Origin of the sequence: Hyphomonas neptunium ATCC 15444 (genome assembly GCF_000013025.1) — a bacterium.
Classification (GTDB): Bacteria; Pseudomonadota; Alphaproteobacteria; order Caulobacterales; family Hyphomonadaceae; genus Hyphomonas; species Hyphomonas neptunia.
Genome location: NC_008358.1, coordinates 2842559 through 2859575 on the forward strand (window position 1 = coordinate 2842559; position 17017 = coordinate 2859575).

The 17017-nt window shown below is 63.6% G+C and carries 15 protein-coding genes and 2 tRNA genes; 9 read left to right on the forward strand and 8 right to left on the reverse strand.

Annotation, left to right across the window (positions count from 1 at the left end; translation table 11 throughout):
- Nucleotides 1-110 precede the first annotated feature (110 nt).
- Both HNE_RS13270 and HNE_RS13275 read right to left on the reverse strand, forming a co-directional pair.
- Entirely contained in the window at nt 111-1937 is a 1827-nt protein-coding gene (locus HNE_RS13270) for an SLC13 family permease (protein ID WP_011647661.1), read from the reverse strand.
- A gap of 116 nt (nt 1938-2053) precedes the next feature.
- Nucleotides 2054-2127: transfer RNA gene (locus tag HNE_RS13275), tRNA-Gly, on the reverse strand.
- A 148-nt stretch (nt 2128-2275) separates the two neighbouring features.
- On the opposite strand from HNE_RS13275, the gene HNE_RS13280 reads away from it, so the two are divergent.
- Complete coding sequence (locus HNE_RS13280) at nt 2276-3436, forward strand: acyltransferase family protein (protein WP_011647662.1); 1161 nt, start codon at nt 2276-2278, stop codon at nt 3434-3436.
- Between the two features lie 64 nt (nt 3437-3500).
- Here the strand turns inward: HNE_RS13280 and HNE_RS13285 are convergent.
- Nucleotides 3501-3585 (reverse strand) — tRNA-Tyr (locus tag HNE_RS13285).
- A 109-nt stretch (nt 3586-3694) separates the two neighbouring features.
- On the opposite strand from HNE_RS13285, the gene HNE_RS13290 reads away from it, so the two are divergent.
- Nucleotides 3695-4504, forward strand: a complete 810-nt coding sequence (locus HNE_RS13290) for a TrmH family RNA methyltransferase (RefSeq protein ID WP_011647663.1) — start codon at nt 3695-3697, stop codon at nt 4502-4504.
- A 42-nt stretch (nt 4505-4546) separates the two neighbouring features.
- The gene (locus HNE_RS13295) at nt 4547-5521 is read left to right on the forward strand and encodes a hypothetical protein (RefSeq protein ID WP_035592123.1); all 975 of its coding nucleotides are present in this window, start codon (nt 4547-4549) and stop codon (nt 5519-5521) included.
- Between the two features lie 6 nt (nt 5522-5527).
- Here the strand turns inward: HNE_RS13295 and HNE_RS13300 are convergent, their stop codons facing one another.
- Nucleotides 5528-6232 carry a hypothetical protein gene (locus HNE_RS13300; protein ID WP_011647665.1) on the reverse strand — a complete coding sequence of 235 codons (705 nt, stop codon included), beginning with the start codon at nt 6230-6232 and terminating at the stop codon, nt 5528-5530.
- Nucleotides 6233-6399: 167 nt separating this feature from the next.
- On the opposite strand from HNE_RS13300, the gene HNE_RS13305 reads away from it, so the two are divergent.
- Entirely contained in the window at nt 6400-7026 is a 627-nt protein-coding gene (locus HNE_RS13305; RefSeq protein WP_011647666.1) for a sulfotransferase family protein, read from the forward strand.
- Between the two features lie 12 nt (nt 7027-7038).
- Here HNE_RS13305 and HNE_RS13310 read toward each other — a convergent pair whose 3' ends face one another.
- The 3 genes from HNE_RS13310 to HNE_RS13320 are packed head-to-tail and all read right to left on the reverse strand — an operon-like array spanning nt 7039 to nt 9738.
- On the reverse strand, nt 7039-8211 hold the full coding sequence (locus HNE_RS13310) for an acyl-CoA dehydrogenase family protein (RefSeq protein WP_011647667.1): 1173 nt from the start codon (nt 8209-8211) through the stop codon (nt 7039-7041).
- Nucleotides 8212-8267: 56 nt separating this feature from the next.
- Entirely contained in the window at nt 8268-9434 is a 1167-nt protein-coding gene (thiO, locus tag HNE_RS13315) for a glycine oxidase ThiO (protein WP_011647668.1), read from the reverse strand.
- 40 nt (nt 9435-9474) lie between these two features.
- On the reverse strand, nt 9475-9738 hold the full coding sequence (locus HNE_RS13320; protein WP_035592124.1) for a hypothetical protein: 264 nt from the start codon (nt 9736-9738) through the stop codon (nt 9475-9477).
- A 232-nt stretch (nt 9739-9970) separates the two neighbouring features.
- Between HNE_RS13320 and HNE_RS13325 the strand changes: the two genes are divergently transcribed.
- The 5 genes from HNE_RS13325 to HNE_RS13345 all read left to right on the forward strand — a co-directional run bounded on the left by HNE_RS13325 (nt 9971) and on the right by HNE_RS13345 (nt 16033).
- Complete coding sequence (locus HNE_RS13325; RefSeq protein ID WP_011647670.1) at nt 9971-11062, forward strand: extracellular solute-binding protein; 1092 nt, start codon at nt 9971-9973, stop codon at nt 11060-11062.
- Between the two features lie 35 nt (nt 11063-11097).
- The gene (locus HNE_RS13330) at nt 11098-12663 is read left to right on the forward strand and encodes an ABC transporter permease (RefSeq protein WP_011647671.1); all 1566 of its coding nucleotides are present in this window, start codon (nt 11098-11100) and stop codon (nt 12661-12663) included.
- A complete protein-coding gene (locus tag HNE_RS13335; RefSeq protein ID WP_011647672.1) occupies nt 12660-13667 on the forward strand; it encodes an ABC transporter ATP-binding protein in 1008 nt (335 codons plus the stop codon). The genes HNE_RS13330 and HNE_RS13335 overlap by 4 nt, the downstream gene beginning before the upstream one ends.
- A 91-nt stretch (nt 13668-13758) precedes the next feature.
- On the forward strand, nt 13759-15195 hold the full coding sequence (locus tag HNE_RS13340; RefSeq protein ID WP_011647673.1) for a M48 family metalloprotease: 1437 nt from the start codon (nt 13759-13761) through the stop codon (nt 15193-15195).
- 88 nt (nt 15196-15283) lie between these two features.
- A complete protein-coding gene (locus tag HNE_RS13345; RefSeq protein ID WP_049755143.1) occupies nt 15284-16033 on the forward strand; it encodes a DsbA family protein in 750 nt (249 codons plus the stop codon).
- On the opposite strand, the gene HNE_RS13350 is transcribed toward HNE_RS13345, so the two are convergent.
- Nucleotides 16034-16996, reverse strand: a complete 963-nt coding sequence (locus tag HNE_RS13350) for a UDP-glucuronic acid decarboxylase family protein (protein ID WP_011647675.1) — start codon at nt 16994-16996, stop codon at nt 16034-16036.
- Nucleotides 16997-17017 lie beyond the last annotated feature (21 nt).

Below are 17017 nucleotides of genomic sequence, written 5' to 3' on the forward strand. Positions count from 1 at the left end.
GCCGTATTTTCTAGCACTCAACGCCCTTCTCTTGGGCGTTTGTTTGCAGCCAAAGCTGCCCAATATTCATGCAAACGCTGCATTGACTGCACAAAGCACCGGCTTTTGCCCTATTGAGCGACCGGAACCAGCGGCCAGAAAATCGGAATCACCACTGCCGCGACCCCGACAAATATCCAGTTGAGCGGCGAACCAAACTTCACGAAGTCCATGAACTTGTAGCCGCCCGCCCGGTAAACCAGCGTGTTGGTCTGATACCCGATAGGCGTCGCAAAGCTCGCGCTGGCCGCAAACATCACCGCCACAACGAACGGTCTGGGATCGATCCCCGCCTGGTTGGCCAGGCCAATGGCCAGCGGCGTGATGAGGATAGCGGCCGCATTGTTGCTCATGATCTCCGTGATGACGGACGTAAACGCATACACGATCACCAGCAGCACCAGCGGCCCAAACCCGCCCGAGACCTGTGACAGCAGCCCGACGACCACTTCGCCCGCTCCTGTCTTCTCCATGGCCGTTCCCAGCGCCAGCATGCCGAAAATAAGCATCAGGATGTCCCACTGGATCGACCGGTAGGCTTCCTGATGGTCAAGGCACCCAAAAGCCACCACAGCCGTCGCCGCGATCAGCGCCAGCCCGGCAATCGGCATCAGCTCGATCGCCGCCAGTCCCATCACCATCAGCACCGCCGCAATGGCGACCGGCGCCTTGTCGCGGCGGATCGCGCGGTCAGAACTTTCGGTGAGGTTGTTCAGCAGCCCCTCGTCAAACATCTCGCGCATGCCGCGCGGCGGGCCTTCCAGCAGCACCGTATCGCCGACCTCAAAGCGCAGCTCGTTCATCTGCGTCGCCATGTTCTCGCCGCGCCGGTGAATGGCCAGAACGTAGACGCCATAGAGGCGCGCCAGGCCCAGCCCCGCCAGGCGGCGCCCGATCAGACGCGAATGCGGCCCGATCACGCCCTCCATGATGACCGTCTCGGTCGTCTGCACCGGCTCGAACGACGCCTGATCGCCCCCGCGCGTCCCGATGGCGATGCTGCCCGCTTCTTTCAGCGTCAGCATCTCCGCCACCGGCGAACGCAGCACGATCCGGTCGCCCGCCTGCAGCACGATCTTTTTCAGATCGGCCCGCAGCGAAACACCCTCGCGGAACACGTCGATGACCGTGAACCCCTTCTCCGCCGTGAAGCCGGTCTCCGCGATGGTTTTCCCGATCAGGTCCGAATTCAGGGGGATCAGGATCTGCGCGATGAACCGCCGCTCCTTATGGTCGGGCAGCATCGCCGCGAGCGTCTCGCGCTTGGGCAGCAGGAAGGGTCCGAGGATCGAGGTATACAGCACGCCGACCCCGGCAAAGATGAGGCCCGCCATCGTGATCTCGAACATGCCGAACGCCGCCATGCCCTGCTTCTGGGCAACGCCGTCCACGAGGATGTTCGTCGAGGTTCCGATCAGGGTGGTCGTGCCGCCGAATATCGCCGCAAAGGACAGCGGCATCAGCAGTTTGGACGGGGCCACATTGATCGCCTTGGCCAGGCGGATCGCCACGGGGATGAGAATGATCACCACAGGCGTGTTGTTGATGAAGGCGGAGAGGAAAATGACCGCCGCCATCATGACGATGACTGCAATGGCTGGAGACCCCGCATTCGCCAGCCGCACAACCACCCGGCCGACATAATCGATCACCCCGGTTCGCTCGAGCGCAGCCGACAGGATGAACATGGCCGCCACAGTGATCGGCGCCGAGTTGGAAAACACGCCAATCGTCTCGTTGACCGACAGAATGCCCGTCAGCATCAACGCGCCCATGGCCAGCAGAGCGACCACATCGGCGGGCATCTTCTCGCGGATGAACCCGAAAAATACAAAGCCGACAAGGATCAGGACAAAGCTGATCTGGAAAACCGAACTCTCGAGGATCGGAGCGAGCATGCTTTGGACCGGGGCTGTTGCAATTGCCCGCAGACAAGCCGGAACTGCGCCAAAGCGCAACCGCCTTACACGTTTGCAATTATGACAGGACTGTTGAGATAAGCGTATGTCACGGCTGGAGCGGGTAGACGGAATCGAACCGACATACTCAGCTTGGAAGGCTGCTGCACTACCATTGTGCTATACCCGCCCGCTGCCGGGGATCGTCATATGGGCGATTATCTATTCAAACAAGCACGACCCGCACATTTTTGCATTGTAAATTTACCCAACTGATAGATGGCACATGTCTTGCTGAAGATGAAGATTAGCCGGCCGTCTGAGGAACCCCGTTAAGTATGGACGATAGTAAACCCGCCGGTATTCTCCACACTCAGGCGCTGAATTCAGCACCGCAGGGGCCGAGATTCATTGTGCTCGATGCAGTGCGTGGGATCGGCGCTTTGCTGGTGATTTTCGGGCATTATCACTTCGAACTCTGGCCGGAAGTGAACAGTTTCATCATCAGCTCCAGCGGTCACCTGGTGGTCGATGTCTTCTTCCTGCTGTCCGGGTTCGTTCTGGCACACGCCTTCTATGACAAGCCGAGCTTCAATTTCTGGGAATACGCCAAAAAGCGCGTTTTCCGTCTCTGGCCCCTGCACGTTGTCACTTTTATCGCCTGCGCCGTCATCATGTTCTGGGCCGGCGACCCGATCAGTGAAAAAGGACTGCTGCTGAACTTCGTCCTGCTCCACAATATCGGCATCGGCGACTGGTCCACGAACAGCTTCAACTACCCTTCCTGGTCCCTGTCGGTTGAGCTTGTGGCAAATATGGTGGTGGGCCTGATCATCCTGGCGATCCCCAATCGCCGCTGGAACAGCGCCATCCTGGCGGGGCTGATCCTCCTCAGCGCCACAATTCTTTTCTTTACGGTCGAAAACCTCGATCAGCATGCCCGCAATGTCCTCGGCGTGGTGAATACGGGCCTGCTGCGCGGCTTCATATCCTTCCCGCTCGGCATTCTGGCCTATCGGTTCTTTACCACTCACAGGGCGTGGTTTGACCGCACGTCCGTCCTGCGCAGCATATGGATCGGCTTTCTGGCCGTCGTCCTTCTGGCAACATTCTGCCTGCCGGTCGCAAACCGGGTCGATTTCCTCTACCTGCCATTCTACGCGTTCATGATCATGGTTCTCGCCAGCCCCGGCGCTTTCTGGGAAGGCGTTCTCAGCCGCTTCAGAATTCTCGGCACGCTGTCCTTCGCCATGTATGTGGTTCACATGATCGTTTTGAAGATCATGGAACAGATCCCCTTCTGGCCGCAGGAATATGTCGCCGGGCTGTTCGTCGCCTGGGCGCTGTCGATCGCGCTGGCCGCGTTTGCCCACTACAAGATTGAGCGGCCCAGCTACGCCTGGCTGACCCGGCATATGTCGAACCCGCCTGCCGGAAACAGCCTGCCGGAAATCCTCCAGCGCAAGCTTGCGCGGCCCACCCCTTCGAGCGCCGAATAAAGTCCGGATTGGAAAAGCACCCCTGCGGGGTAAAGAGGCCGCCGCCGGCGGCGTGCTGCAGGGGTGGTGGAGGGAGCTGGATTCGAACCAGCGTACGCTAGGCGGTCAGATTTACAGTCTGATGGATTTAACCACTCTCCCATCCCTCCACGGGCCCCCGCGAACACACGCCGTTTGACGCCGCCGCGCAGTCGCTTCACAAGGGCAGTTTACCGGCCCCGGCTCCACGCTGGAAGCGGCCTTATAAGGACGAACATCATGGCGCGCAACCACCCAAAGCGGCCCCCGAACACCGATGTGGCAACACGCCCCGGCCGCCCCGAAAACCAGCGCTTTTCGCGCCGCGATGAGGAAGGCGGCCCCGTCTGGCTGTGGGGAACCCATGCCGTAATGGCAGCCCTGGCCAACCCGGCCCGCAAATTCCACACCCTGCTGGCGACCGAAAATGCCGCCCAGAAGCTGCCCGCTGGCGTGATCTCGCCCCAACTGGCAACCGCCAAGGAGATCGACAACCGCCTGCCCCCCGGCGCGGTCCACCAGGGCATTGCCCTGCGGGCAGACCCGCTGGAAGAAGCAATTCTGGAAGATGTCATCGCCGCAGGCGCCACGCGAATCGCCGTGCTTGATCAGGTGTCTGACCCCCACAACCTCGGCGCCATCTTCCGCTCCGCCGCCGCGTTCGGCTTTGAGGGGCTCGTGCTGCAGACGCGCAACGCCCCGCCGATCACCGGAATTGTCGCCAAAAGTGCGGCCGGCGCCATCGAAACGGTCACCGAGATCCGCGCGGTAAACATCGCCCGCGCGCTCGAACAGCTCGCCGAGGCTGATTTCCACACCGTTGGCCTCGCCGGCGAAAGCACGCGGTCTCTGGATGAGGCCGTCAAAGGCGCAGCGAAAGTCGCCATCGTCCTGGGCGCCGAAGGCTCTGGCCTGCGCCCGGCCGTGGCCAAGGCCTGCTCCGAACTCGCCCGCATCCCGATCGCCGCGCAAATGGAAAGCCTCAACGTGTCCAATGCTGCCGCAATTGCGTTTTATGAGGCGAGCCGGGGCAGTTTCCCTGCCCGCTGACTCTGTTACACTGCTCCACACTACGGGCCGGGAGACGCGAGCATGATGCGCTTTATTTCAATCCTTCTGGTGATCGCAGGTCTCCTTGCAGCCGGCATCGGCGGCGCGGCCCTGATGGACACCCATTTGCCTCGGGGTGAGCCGCTCGCCACTGCCTCTGCCCCCGCGCCCGACACGACCGAGACTGCCGCGCCGCCGGACGTCACCTCCGCTGAAGCGCCCCGAACAGAGGCTGCCCCGCCGCCGCCTGCGCCCCTGCCTGAGCCGGTGGTAGAGCCTGATGCGCCGATGCAAGCCGAGCCGGAAGCGCGCAGTGAAACAGCCCCGCTGACCGAAGAAGAATTGAACTTCGAAGTCATGCGCGAAGAGGCGCCTGCCCCAGAAGCTGAAGGCCCGGCCATGCGCTCCATGCGCTCTGCCCCGGAGGGCGCCGAAGAGGCAACCGCCGATACCGCGCCCGAAGCGGTCGACATCGACGACCCCAACGTTACCACGGCCGTCTCCGAATCCTTCATCGACAAGCTGAAGACCGTGCCCGTCGCCCATGAGACGCCGCCCTCGGCCGAATACAAGCGGGCGTTCGACGTCACCTTCGCCATCGACGCCACCGGCGACACCACCGCCGTTGACGCCCTGCCGGGCCGCGGCGTCATCCAGGAAGGCGAAGCGCGCGTGTCAGACCGTGTGGAAGTGCGCGTTTCAGGCGCCGCCTTCACCATCGTGCCCACATCACCGCCCGTTCAGTCGCTCTCGCCGTTGACGGAAAACACCTGGCGCTGGTCGGTCACCGCGCTCAGCGCCGGCGACCATGACCTCACCTTCGAGATCTTTGCCGTCGATGATAATGAAGTGGTGCCACTGCGCACCTATCGCGACACGGTCACCGTGCGCGTCTCCGGCCTCAACCGCGCCATCGCCTTTGCCGATCAGGCAAACCCGCTCTTCGTGCTGCTCGGCGGTCTTGGCTCGATCCTCGCCGGTGTGCTCGGCGTCGCGCGCTTCGTCCTCAAGAAGTAAGCTGCTTTACTTCAGCTCAATCCAGAGCTGCTCGGTCTGCGCCAGGAGTTCGCCGTCAGCGGTGAACAGCGCGCTCGCCGCGCCATGCTTGCGGCCATCGTCGTATAGATGCCAGGCGGCCACGATCAGCGGCGCGCCTGCTTCAGGCCGGCGCAGCACCTGCCCCTTGATCCGCCCCAGGACCATCGGGCGCTCCTGAAAGCCGATGGCAAATGCGCCGGGGCAGTCCAGCGCGGCCCAGATCACCGCCTCGCGCACAAGGCCATCTGCCTCGGCATAGTCGCTACCCGGCGTCCACACATCCGTCACGCCGTCATAGCCATGTGGGCGCCCGGTAAAGATGCAAAGCCCGTCTCGCGTCCGTGATGGTCCGCACACGAAGCAATAGGGGAATGCATGATCGGCCACCGGCGGAAAATTCTCCCGCCCCTGCGCGGCCACCGCCAGCGTAGGCGCCGCAGGCACTGCCCCCAGCGCCTCCACGCCCCGCGCCGTGCCCACCACTGCGTCGCCATGGCGGCACTCACACGCCCCGCCTGCAATCACCAGATCCATCGCCGCCTCAACCGGCGGCGGCGCCCGCAGCGATACTTCAATCGCGCCCTCAATGCCCGCCTTGCGCATCTCGCCGGCAATCAACCCGGCCACATAGCCGCCATTGGCCGTATCGGGTGGCCCGTTGAAACGTTGGGGAATGAATATCTGCGGCATAGAAGGATCGCCTCGCTTTGAATTATCCCCCGCCGCTTACCCGCCCCGCCCGCACGGGGTCAATTGCGCGGCCCGCCTCCTCTCGCGGCAACCGCCGCAGAACTCGCGAGTATGAGGCCGGAAACAGCCGTGTTATGCCTGTGTCAGCACACTATGGGGGAAACATCATGTCACTCGCCGTCATCAGCGCCGGCTTTGGCCGCACGGGCACCATGTCCCTGAAACTCGCGCTCGAACAGCTCGGCCTCGGCCCCTGCCATCATATGAAGGAAGTGATCGAGAACGGACCTGTGCAGGTACCGCTCTGGAACGCCGCGGTGGCCGGCAAACCTGACTTTGACGCCATCTACAAAGGCTACAACGCAGCCGTCGACTGGCCGACGGCGGCCTTCTGGCGGGAACTTGCCGTGGCCTATCCAGACGCCAAAATCATCCTGTCAACACGCTCGGCCGAGAGCTGGTATGACAGCATTTCCCAGACCATCCTTTCATCGGTCACCGCCCCTGAAAGCTGGCCGCCGCCAGCGGTGGAATGGTTTAACATGGTGCTGAAAGTCCTCCACCGCAGTCTGGGACCAGACTTCGACAAGGAGCGCATCATTGCCGCTTTCCACGCCCAGGAAGCCGCTGTCAAAGCCGAGATTCCGGCAAGCCGGCTGCTGGTTCATTCGGCCAAAGACGGTTGGGAGCCGCTGTGCGCCTTCCTCGGCGTGCCGGTCCCGGCCACACCCTATCCGCGCACCAACAGCAAGGAAGAATTCTTCGAGCTGATGAAGGGCGCGGACGGAATGTAGTCCGCCTCCAGATCAATAACTCTTGGGCAGCCCCAGCACGCGCTCGGAGATAAAGTTCAGGATCATCTCGCGGCTGACCGGCGCAATCCGCGCCAGCATCGCTTCACGCATCATCCGCTCAACATGATATTCCTTGGCATAGCCCATGCCGCCATGGGTCAGCACGGCCGTCTCGCATGCGGTAAAGCCAGCCTCAGTCCCCAGATATTTCGCGGCGTTGGCTTCCGCCCCGCAATCCTGCCCGGCATCATAAAGCGAGGCGGCCTTGTAGGCGAGCAGCTCAGCGGCTGAAAGCTCCGCCCACGACTTGGCGAGGGGGTGGGCAATGCCCTGGTTCTGGCCAATCGGCCGGCCAAACACCACCCGCTCATTGGCATAGCGCGTCGCCCGCTCCAGCGCCGCAAATCCAAGGCCGACAGACTCAACAGCAAACAGAACCCGCTCAGGGTTCAGCCCCTGCAGCAGATATTTGAACCCGTCGCCCTCATTGCCGATCAGGTGTTCCTTGGGCACTTCCAGCCCGTCAATGAACAGCGTGTTACACTCCACCGCCTTGCGGCCCATTTTCGGGATCACATTGGCTTCGATCTTGTTGCGGTTGAGATCGGTGTAGAACAGCGACAGCCCCATATAAGGCTTCGCGCACTGGTCCTTCGGCGTCGTCCGCGCAATGATCAAGATCTTGTCCGCACGCTGAGCACCCGTCGTCCAGATCTTCCGCCCATGGATCATATAGCCGGTATTGGTCCGCTCTGCCTTCGTCTCGAGGCTGGAGGTGTCGAGGCCGGAGTTGGGCTCGGTCACGGCAAAGCACATCTTCTCTTCGCCGGAGATGATCTTGGGCAGGCTCTCGCGCTTGAGTTCCGGATTGCCGAATTTCTCCAGCGGCTTCGGCCCGAAGATGTTGAGGTGGATCGCCGAGGCGCCCGAATAGCCCGCGCCCGTGCGCGTCACGGTCTGCATCATCAGCGCCGCTTCGGTCAGGCCAAGGCCTGCCCCGCCATACTCTTCGGGAAACGCAATGCCGAGCCAGCCGCCCTTGGCCATCGCGTTGCAGAATTCTTCCGGCCAGTTGCCCGTCTCGTCGGTCTTGGCCCAGTAAGCGTCGTCAAACGGCTCCAGCGTCTTGGCCACCGCGTCGCGGATGGCGGCCTGATCTTCGGTCATCGGCTGGATAACATGCATGGCGTAAGCTCCCTTTGGCGCCGAGACTTAAGGCGCGAGAGGGGGCACGTCCAGCGTCAGGCCGTCGCGGAATAGGCCCGGCGCGTGGTGAACGCAGCGGCAAGCTCGCCCGTATCCTGCCCGAAAATCTGATCTGCAAGGATCTGGGCGGTCACCGGCGCCAGCAGGATGCCGTTGCGATAATGCCCCGCCGCCACATAAAGCCCCGGCGTCACGGTCTCCCCAAGGAACGGCGCATGGTCAGGCGTGCCCGGCCGCACCCCGGCCCAGCTCTCCGTCACCGCCGCCCCCGCCAGCGCCGGGCAGAGCTTCACGCCCTCCAGCCGCAATGCCTCGATCACGTCGGCTTCGGGCGCGTCAATCACCCGGTCAGGCTCCATCGTTGCCCCGATCACAACATGCCCCTCGCGCGGCACCAGATACACATGCCCCGCGCGCACCACCCGCTGCGGCGCCCCCGGCCCGGCCACCACCGACAGCATCTGCCCGGCATGGCAGTCGATATCGTCCAGCGCCGTGTCCCAGTTTACGAGGCTGTAAAGCTGCCCGCGCTCGTCCACCTTGATGACAGACGTTTCCCACCCCGCCGCCGCCACGATCGCGTCATGGCCCTCAAGATGCACGCGGCCATTTCGGGATTTCAGCGGCGCAGGCCCGCTCACGAAGGTCACGCGCGGGCTCGCCTCCAGCGCCGCCAGCAGCGCGCGCACCGTGCGCCGGTTGTCCACCCGCGTATCGGTCTCCAGCTCCAGCCCGCCCAGCACATCGGGCGACAATGCCGGCTCCATCTGCGCCAGCTCGCCCGCGTTCAGCGCCCTGTGCGCCACGCCGCGCGCCGCCAGCACCTGGCTGATCGCGGCCAGATGCGTCGCCTCGCCTTCGTCCAGCGCCACGGCCAGAGCTGGCGCCGCCTCAAATCCCGATGGCAGGCCCGACAGCCGCTCGATGTCGGCGGCAAAGTCCGGCCACAGCTTCGCGCTTTCCAGGCAAAGATCAAACAGGCGCGGATGCACGCCCTCTTCGGCGGCGGCCTCAAACGCGGGCGCAATCATGCCGGCTGCGGCCCAGCTTGCGCCACGCCCGCGCGTCCGTGTGTCAAAAAGGGTGACCCGTGTGCCGCGCCGGAACACCAGCTCGAACGCCAGGCTCAGGCCGATAATGCCTGCGCCGATGATGGCGACGCGCGGCTGAGAGGATGGTTTGCGGGGAAAACCTCTGAACATGGCCGCCTTCTAGGCGCCCCTTCAGAGGCGGGAAAGTGGCTCAGTACGGAAAATGGGCGACCTGAAGCCCGGTCTCGGTCATCCAGAATGCGCAGAAAGCTTCCGCCATCTCCCGGCTCTGGAAGATCAGCTGCTTCAGCCGCTCGCCTGCTGGCCCGAACGCCGTGCGCACCATCAGGTCCAGCGATGAGGCGTCCCACTGGCCCATGGCGTCCTGCATTTCCACAAATGTATCGATCAGCGCGGTCAGGCGCATATCTTCGTCCGAAGACGCTACATCGAAGTCGACGATGACATCCGTCATTCCCACCACCCGTCTATTCGTTACCAACTCTTTAACAGAGAGGTACACAGCCATGAAAGTCTTTTCGCACTTGCAACAATCCTGCCACGCGAATTCCGGCGGCGTGTAGATCACTGGAAGGGCTGTTTTCGGCAGGTCTGTGCAATTTCCGGGCAAAACGTCGCGACAGGCAATTCTTGCGATTCATTCTCAAACATGGTTTGGTCCCGCCAACCTTGAAGGAACCTCGCTCATGAAACGCATCCTGGCTGTTGCTGGCCCTGTACTTGGCCTGGCGCTCGGGCTCGCGGCCTGCGGAAATCCGGCCCCTCCTGCTGCTACCCCTGAAGCACCCGTTGCCCCCGCCGAAGAGGCGCCCGCCCCGGCCGGCGCCGCGGGCACGATCAATGTTTACTCCGCCCGCCACTATGATTCCGACAAGGCCATGTATGCTGCCTTTGAGGCTGAAACCGGCATCCGCGTGAATGTCCGCGAGTCCGGCGCGCCCGAACTTCTGGAAACCATGCGGGCAGAGGGCGAACGCTCCCCGGCCGATGTCATCATCGCGTCCGATGCCGGCGCGCTCTACCGCTTCCAGGATGCCGGCTTCACCCAGGGCGTCACCTCCGACAAGCTCTCCGCGGTGATCCCGGAAACCCTGCGCGAAAAGGATGGCAACTGGTTCGGCCTCGCCAAACGCGCCCGCATCATCGTTTACGATCCCCAGGTCGTCTCTGCCGATGAAGTCGATACGTATGCAGACCTCGCCGATGCCCGCCTCAAGGGCGAAGTCTGCGTGCGGTCTTCCACCAACATCTACAACCTCTCCCTGATGGGCGAGATCATCGGACGCAGCGGCGCTGAAGCGGCTGCCGCCTGGGCCGAAGGTGTCGTCGCCAACATGGCCCGTGATCCGCAAGGCGGGGATACCGCCCAGATCGACGCGGTCGCCGCCGGTGAATGCGCCGTTGCCCTCGTGAACCACTATTACTGGGTGCGCCTTGCCGCAGGTTCACCGGAGGACCGCCTCAAGACCAACCGCACGCAGCTCTCCTTCCCCGATCAGGAAGGCAATGGCACACATGTGAACGTCACCGCAGCAGCGGTCGCCGCCCATTCCAAATCGCCGGAGCTTGCGATCCAGTTCATTGAATACCTTGCGACCCCGCATGGTCAGGAACTGCTGACGGCAGAAACCAAGGAATTCCCTGTCGTATCAGGCGCCGCCGTTCCGGCCGGTCTGGAACAGATCCCCGGTTTCAAGGAAAGCGACTTCCCGCTGAGCGAGCTGGGAACCCATCAGCCAGAGGCGCAGGCGATCTTTGATCGTGCGGGCTGGAACTGAAACAGGCCACCGCCGCCTTTCCACTCTCCAGACAGATGCCGGCGCTCGTCGCCGGCATCGTCATTGCTGTGCCCGTCGTCATGGTGCTGCTCGCCGGCCTGTTTGACGGCGCGGGCGACGCCTGGACCCACATTCGCGAAACCCTGCTCCTGCGCTATCTCGGCGGCACGCTGTCGGTTCTGGCACTGACCGGCGCGCTCTGCCTGCTGTTCGCCGTGCCATCGGCCTGGCTTGTCACCATGTTCCGCTTCCCGGGCCGCGCCGTCTTTGAATGGCTGCTGATCCTGCCGCTGGCCGCGCCGGGCTATGTGCTCGCCTATGCCTGGGCAGACCTTGCCGGCGTTGGCGGGCCGGTTCAGTCGGCCCTGCGCGAAGCCACCGGCTGGTCGGCGCGTGACTACTGGTTCCCCGACATCAACTCCCTGCCCGGCCTCGCCTTCGTACTGGCTTGCACGCTCTACCCCTACGTCTACCTCACCGCCCGTTCGGCCTTCGTCTCCCAGTCGGTCTGCGCGCTTGAGGCGGCCCGCAGCCTTGGCGCTGGCCCCGGCCGCAGCTTCTGGTCGGTCGCGCTGCCTGCGGCCCGCCCAGCCATCGCCGCCGGCCTCGCCCTCGCCCTCATGGAAGCGGCGGCCGACTATGGCGCCGCCGAGTTCCTTGGCGTGCCCACGCTCACCTTCGGCATCGTGCGTGCCTGGAAAAGCTTTGGTGAGCCGGCCGCCGCGGCCCGTCTTGCCTTTGTGCTGATCGGCTTGATCGCGGTCCTGATCGTCACCGAGCGCTGGGGGCGGGGCCGCGCGGGCAGCCAGCAATCCTCCATCCGCTGGCGCCATGTTTCGCGCACGCAGTTGACCGGATTGTCCGCGATTGGCGCGAGTGTGTCCTGTCTTGTCCTGTTTCTGGCAGCCTTTGGCCTGCCTGTGGGACGCCTTGTCTGGCGCAGTGTCGAGACTGGCCCCGGCGCCGCGCCGATCTGGGACGCGCTCGGCAACTCCATCATCCTCGCCGGTTCGGGCGCTGTCTTTGCCTTTATCCTCGCCCTGATGATCGTGCTGGCCGCCCGCGCCAAAGGCCCCGCCGCCTTCTTCGCCCGCGCCAGCGCCATCTCGGGCTATTCCATCCCCGGCGCCGTCCTTGCGCTCGGCGCCCTTGCAATCATTGGCCTTTTGCCGCTGACACTCTCCGGCGGCGTTGCCCTCATCGCCCTCGCCTGGGTCTATGCCGCCCGCTTCACCGCCGCCGGCACCGAGCCGATGGCCGCCGCCCTCGCCCGCGCGCCCGCCTCCCTCTCCCACGCCGCCCGCAGCCTTGGCGCCAGCCCGTCCCGCCAGGCCTTTGAAGTTGACCTCCCCATCGCCCTTTCCGGTGCTGCGGTCGCCGCCCTCATCCTCTTCGTCGAGGCCTTGAAAGAACTCCCGGCTACCCTGATGTTGCGACCCTTCAACTGGGATACCCTGTCCGTGCGTGCCTATGCCTATGCCAGCGACGAGCGCCTCGCCGCCGCCGCGCTACCCTCGCTGCTGATCACCCTTGCGGGCCTTGTGCCGGTGATCCTCCTGTCCTGGCAGCTCTCGCGCTCCCGTCCCGGTGAAACCCAGTGAGCGCTGCCCTTTCTGCCCATCAGGTGACCCGCCGCTATGGTGACCGCGCCGTCGTTGACGGGGTGAGCCTCACCCTGCCGCCCGGCCAGATCACAGCCCTGCTGGGCGGTTCCGGCGCGGGCAAGTCGACGCTCCTGCGCCTTTTCGCGGGCCTGGAAGGTGTCGATGAAGGCGAAATCCGCATCGGCGAGGAAGTCCTCTCCGCCCCCGGCCGCACCGTGCCCGCCGAGAAGCGCCGCATCGGCCTGATCTTTCAGGACTTTGCTCTCTTCCCCCATCTTACCGCCGCCCGCAACGTCGCCTTCGGCCTCAAACACCTGCCAAAAACCGAAGCCGCTGACCGGGCGCAAGCCTGGCTTGCCCGGCTGGGCCTTGAGCCACGCGCGGGTGCCTATCCTCACGAGCTCTCTGGCGGCGAGCAACAGCGCGTGGCCATCGCCCGCGCCCTGGCGCCGGAGCCTTCCGCCATCCTGATGGACGAACCCTTCTCGGGCCTCGATCCCAGCCTGCGCGACAGCGTGCGGGACGCCGCCCTCGACGCCATCCGCGCCGCCGGCATTCCCGCCCTCCTCGTGACCCATGATCCCGCCGAAGCCCTCGAACACGCCGATCGCATCGCGATCCTCAGCCAGGGCAAGCTGCTTCAGGAAGGCCCCGCCCACGAGATCTACACCCGGCCGGCCAGTGCCGCCGTCGCCGGCGCGCTCGGCCCGGTCAACCGCTTCCGCGCAAGCGCTGTTCCGCCAGGTCTTCTCCACGGGCAAGCGCCGGAGGCGCTGATCCTCGTCCGTCCGGAAGGCGTGCTGATCGACACGGCCTCTCCAGTTCGCGCCACCCTGCTTTCGGCGCGCATGACGGGGCCGCTGATACGGTTGAAACTGGACCTCAATGGCCTCCGATTGACCGCTCTTGTCCCGCCCGTGACCGGAATTGTCCCAGGAATGGAGACCGGCGTCCGCCTCGATCCGGCCCTGACGTTCACTTTCGCGTCAGGCGAACTCTGACAAATCCGTTAGACCGCAGACGGCGCCTCGCCATACGCTTGGCAAAGTCCTAGTCTAAACCGGTCATCGTAATGACCACAGGAGCCGCTTCGTGGCACATAAAGTCATCAAGATTGTAACCGCTGTTGCCGCTTCGGCGATCATGGCGCTCAGCGCATCGGCGCAGAGCATCATCCGCGACGCGGAGATCGAAGAGACAATCCGCGAGTGGACCGACCCGATCCTGGAAGTGTCGGGCCTCGTGCCTGCCGATGTTGGCATCTACATCATCAACGACCCGTCTCTGAACGCCTTTGTCGGCAACGGACAGCGCATTCACATCCACACCGGCCTGATGATAGCCGCCGAGACGCCCGGCCAGATCAAAGGCGTCATCGCCCACGAAACCTGCCACATTGCCTGCGGGCACACCGTCTCGCGCGCCCGCGCGGCGAGCGTGGCCATGCGGCCGGCGCTGCTCTCTATCGGCTTGGGGATTCTCGCCATTGCCGCAGGTGAAGGCGGCGCCGGCGCCGCCCTGATCGGCAGCTCGCAGCAATTTGCCGCCGCGAACTTCTTTACCCACACCCGGCCGGAAGAAGCCTCCGCTGACGCCCACGCCGTCAAATACCTGGCCGCCCTTGGCCAGTCCCCGGCGGGCATCGTCGAGTTCTTCGAGAACTTCCGCTATCAGGAAGTGATGTCGGAAGCGCGCCGCTATCCCTATTTCCGCGCCCACCCGCTGGCATCTGACCGTATCCGCACAACCCGCAGCCTTGCCGAAGCGACCGGCTTGATGGACGTGCAGCCGACTGAGCGCGAGCAGAAGCAATACGAGATGCTGCGCGCCAAGCTGGTCGGCTTCCTGGATTCGCCTCTCAAGGTGCGGCGGGACTATCCGGCAACCGATACGAGCCAGCCTGCCCGCTATGCCAGGGCCATCGCCGCCTATCTGGCAGCAGACATCCAGAGCGCCATGAAGGACATCGACTCGCTGCTCGCCGAGGAACCGGACAATCCGTATTTCCATGAACTGAAGGGCCAGATCCTGTTCGAGAGCGGCCGCGTCGCCGAATCGGTCGAGCCGCACAAACGGTCCCTCGAGCTGAAACCTGGCCAGCCCCTCCTGCTCATCAACTATGGCCGCTCCCTCAATGCCCGCGGCGAAGAGGGCGATTTCAAGCTGGCAGAAACGGCGCTGCGCGACGCGCTCATCGCCGAGCCGGACAATGCCTTTGCCTGGGCACAGCTGGCGATCACGATGGAAAAGCAGGGCCAGCGTCCTGAGGCTCAGTTGGCGACCGCCGAGTCAGCTTACTGGGTCGGCGATATTGTCCGCGCCAATGCATTTGCCCGCCGGGCCGTCGACCAACTTGATCGGGGGACGCCGAATTTCCGCCGGGCCGACGACATTCTGCTGATCACAGATCCGAGCAATCCCGAGAACCGTCAATTCTATGAGCGGTATAACCGGGGGCAGCGCCTCTCGATCGACACATCCGCCAGAGAGATGCCGTTCGGCGACTTTTCGCGCCAGCAACCCTGGTAAAAGGGCGGGTAAACCCTCTGTGAGGATGGGTGGACGCGCCCGGCCCGGTGCCTATAGTCCGGCGAGCTGAAATCAGGGATTCTTCACTATGAACCGTATGCTCCGCTTCACACCCTTTCTCGCGCTCGGCTTTGCGGGCCTTGCCCTGCTGCCTGCCTGCGCGCAGGGCGGCGGTACACCCGACAAGGCCGAAATCGAGACAATCGTGCGGGAATACATCCTCGCCAATCCCGAGATCATTGAGGAGGCGCTGGTCGCCCTCACCGAGAAGGAACGCCTCGCCCAGGCCAGCGCCACACAGGCCGCCATCGCCGACAGCAAGGACGCCCTCTACAATGACAGCAACGATTATTTTGTCGGCCCGGAAGACGCCGCCGTGACGGTCGTCGAGTTTTTTGACTATCGCTGCGGCTATTGCAAACGGTCTGCTGAATGGACTGCAAACCTGCCCGAGACCTATGACGGCCAGGTCCGCGTCGTGTTCAAGGAATATCCGATCTTCGGCGACATCAGCGAGACCGCCGCCCTTGCCGCGCTCGCCTCCGGCCGCCAGGGCAAATACATCGACATGCACCTTGCCCTGATGGCCCTCAAATCAAACGATGAGCTGACAGAGCAGAAGATCGACGAGCTTGCCATGCAGCTCGGCATCGATGTCCAGCGCATGCGCGCAGACATGAAATCGGACAGCGTGAAGAACCAGCTTGCTGACATGCAGGCGCTCGGCCGCACGCTGAATGTTGGCGGCACACCTGGCTATTTCGTCGGCGATCAGGCCATCGAAGGCGCCAATCTTCCCAAGATCGACGAAGTTATCCGCGCCGAAATCGCCGGCTGATCAGACCTTCATATTCCGGTCTGCCAGCAGCGTATCGAAATAGGCGATGGTCTTGGAAAGGCCGTCGCGCAACTCGACCGACGGCTCCCATTTCAGGATTTCGCGGGCCTTGGTGATGTCAGGCTGGCGCTGCTTCGGGTCGTCCTGAGGCAGCGGCCGGAATACGAGCTTTGACCGGGCGCCCGTCAGGTCGATGACGGTTTCGGCCAGCTGACGGATGGTGAACTCCCCCGGATTGCCGATATTGATGGGGCCGGTCACGCTGTCGGGGGTTTCCATCAGACTTATCAGGCCGCGCACAAGATCATCGACATAACAGAAGCTGCGCGTCTGGGAACCATCGCCATAAAGCGTGATGTCTTCGCCCTTCAGGGCCTGAACAATGAAGTTGGAAACGACCCGCCCGTCATTGGGATGCATCCGCGGCCCATAGGTATTGAAGATACGGGCGACCTTGATCCGCAGCGCATGCTGGCGGTGATAATCGAAGAACAGCGTTTCGGCGCAACGCTTGCCTTCATCATAGCAGGAACGCGGCCCGATGGGGTTCACGTTGCCCCAATACTCTTCCGTCTGCGGATGGATTACGGGATCGCCATAGACTTCCGATGTGGAGGCCTGAAGAATTTTGGCTTTCAGGCGCTTGGCCAGGCCCAGCATGTTGATGGCGCCGTGAACGCTGGTCTTGGTCGTCTGCACCGGATCGAACTGATAATGCACCGGGCTTGCCGGGCAGGCCATGTTGTAGATTTCGTCCACCTCGACATAGAGCGGAAAGCACACATCATGGCGCATCAGCTCAAACCGGGGATGGCCCATCAGATGCGCCACATTCATCCGTGTGCCGGTGAAGAAATTGTCGAGGCAAAGCACCGTGGCGCCCGCCTCCAGCAGCCGCTCGCAGAGGAATGAGCCGATAAACCCGGCCCCGCCCGTAATCAGAACGCGCTTCTCAAGATGCATGGTCGTCCAATCCCGAATTCA

Excerpts from the sequence above, each read along its gene's own strand:
- HNE_RS13270 (WP_011647661.1), bottom strand. The coding sequence starts at position 1,937 with ATGCTCGCTCCGATCCTCGAGAGTTCGGTTTTCCAGATCAGCTTTGTC.
- HNE_RS13290 (WP_011647663.1), top strand. The coding sequence starts at position 3,695 with ATGGCGCGCAACCACCCAAAGCGGCCCCCGAACACCGATGTGGCAACA.
- HNE_RS13280 (WP_011647662.1), top strand. The coding sequence starts at position 2,276 with ATGGACGATAGTAAACCCGCCGGTATTCTCCACACTCAGGCGCTGAAT.
- HNE_RS13295 (WP_035592123.1), top strand. The coding sequence starts at position 4,547 with ATGATGCGCTTTATTTCAATCCTTCTGGTGATCGCAGGTCTCCTTGCA.
- HNE_RS13345 (WP_049755143.1), top strand. The coding sequence starts at position 15,284 with ATGAACCGTATGCTCCGCTTCACACCCTTTCTCGCGCTCGGCTTTGCG.
- HNE_RS13350 (WP_011647675.1), bottom strand. The coding sequence starts at position 16,996 with ATGCATCTTGAGAAGCGCGTTCTGATTACGGGCGGGGCCGGGTTTATC.
- HNE_RS13330 (WP_011647671.1), top strand. The coding sequence starts at position 11,098 with ATGCCGGCGCTCGTCGCCGGCATCGTCATTGCTGTGCCCGTCGTCATG.
- thiO (WP_011647668.1), bottom strand. The coding sequence starts at position 9,434 with ATGTTCAGAGGTTTTCCCCGCAAACCATCCTCTCAGCCGCGCGTCGCC.
- HNE_RS13305 (WP_011647666.1), top strand. The coding sequence starts at position 6,400 with ATGTCACTCGCCGTCATCAGCGCCGGCTTTGGCCGCACGGGCACCATG.
- HNE_RS13300 (WP_011647665.1), bottom strand. The coding sequence starts at position 6,232 with ATGCCGCAGATATTCATTCCCCAACGTTTCAACGGGCCACCCGATACG.
- HNE_RS13325 (WP_011647670.1), top strand. The coding sequence starts at position 9,971 with ATGAAACGCATCCTGGCTGTTGCTGGCCCTGTACTTGGCCTGGCGCTC.
- HNE_RS13320 (WP_035592124.1), bottom strand. The coding sequence starts at position 9,738 with ATGACGGATGTCATCGTCGACTTCGATGTAGCGTCTTCGGACGAAGAT.
- HNE_RS13310 (WP_011647667.1), bottom strand. The coding sequence starts at position 8,211 with ATGCATGTTATCCAGCCGATGACCGAAGATCAGGCCGCCATCCGCGAC.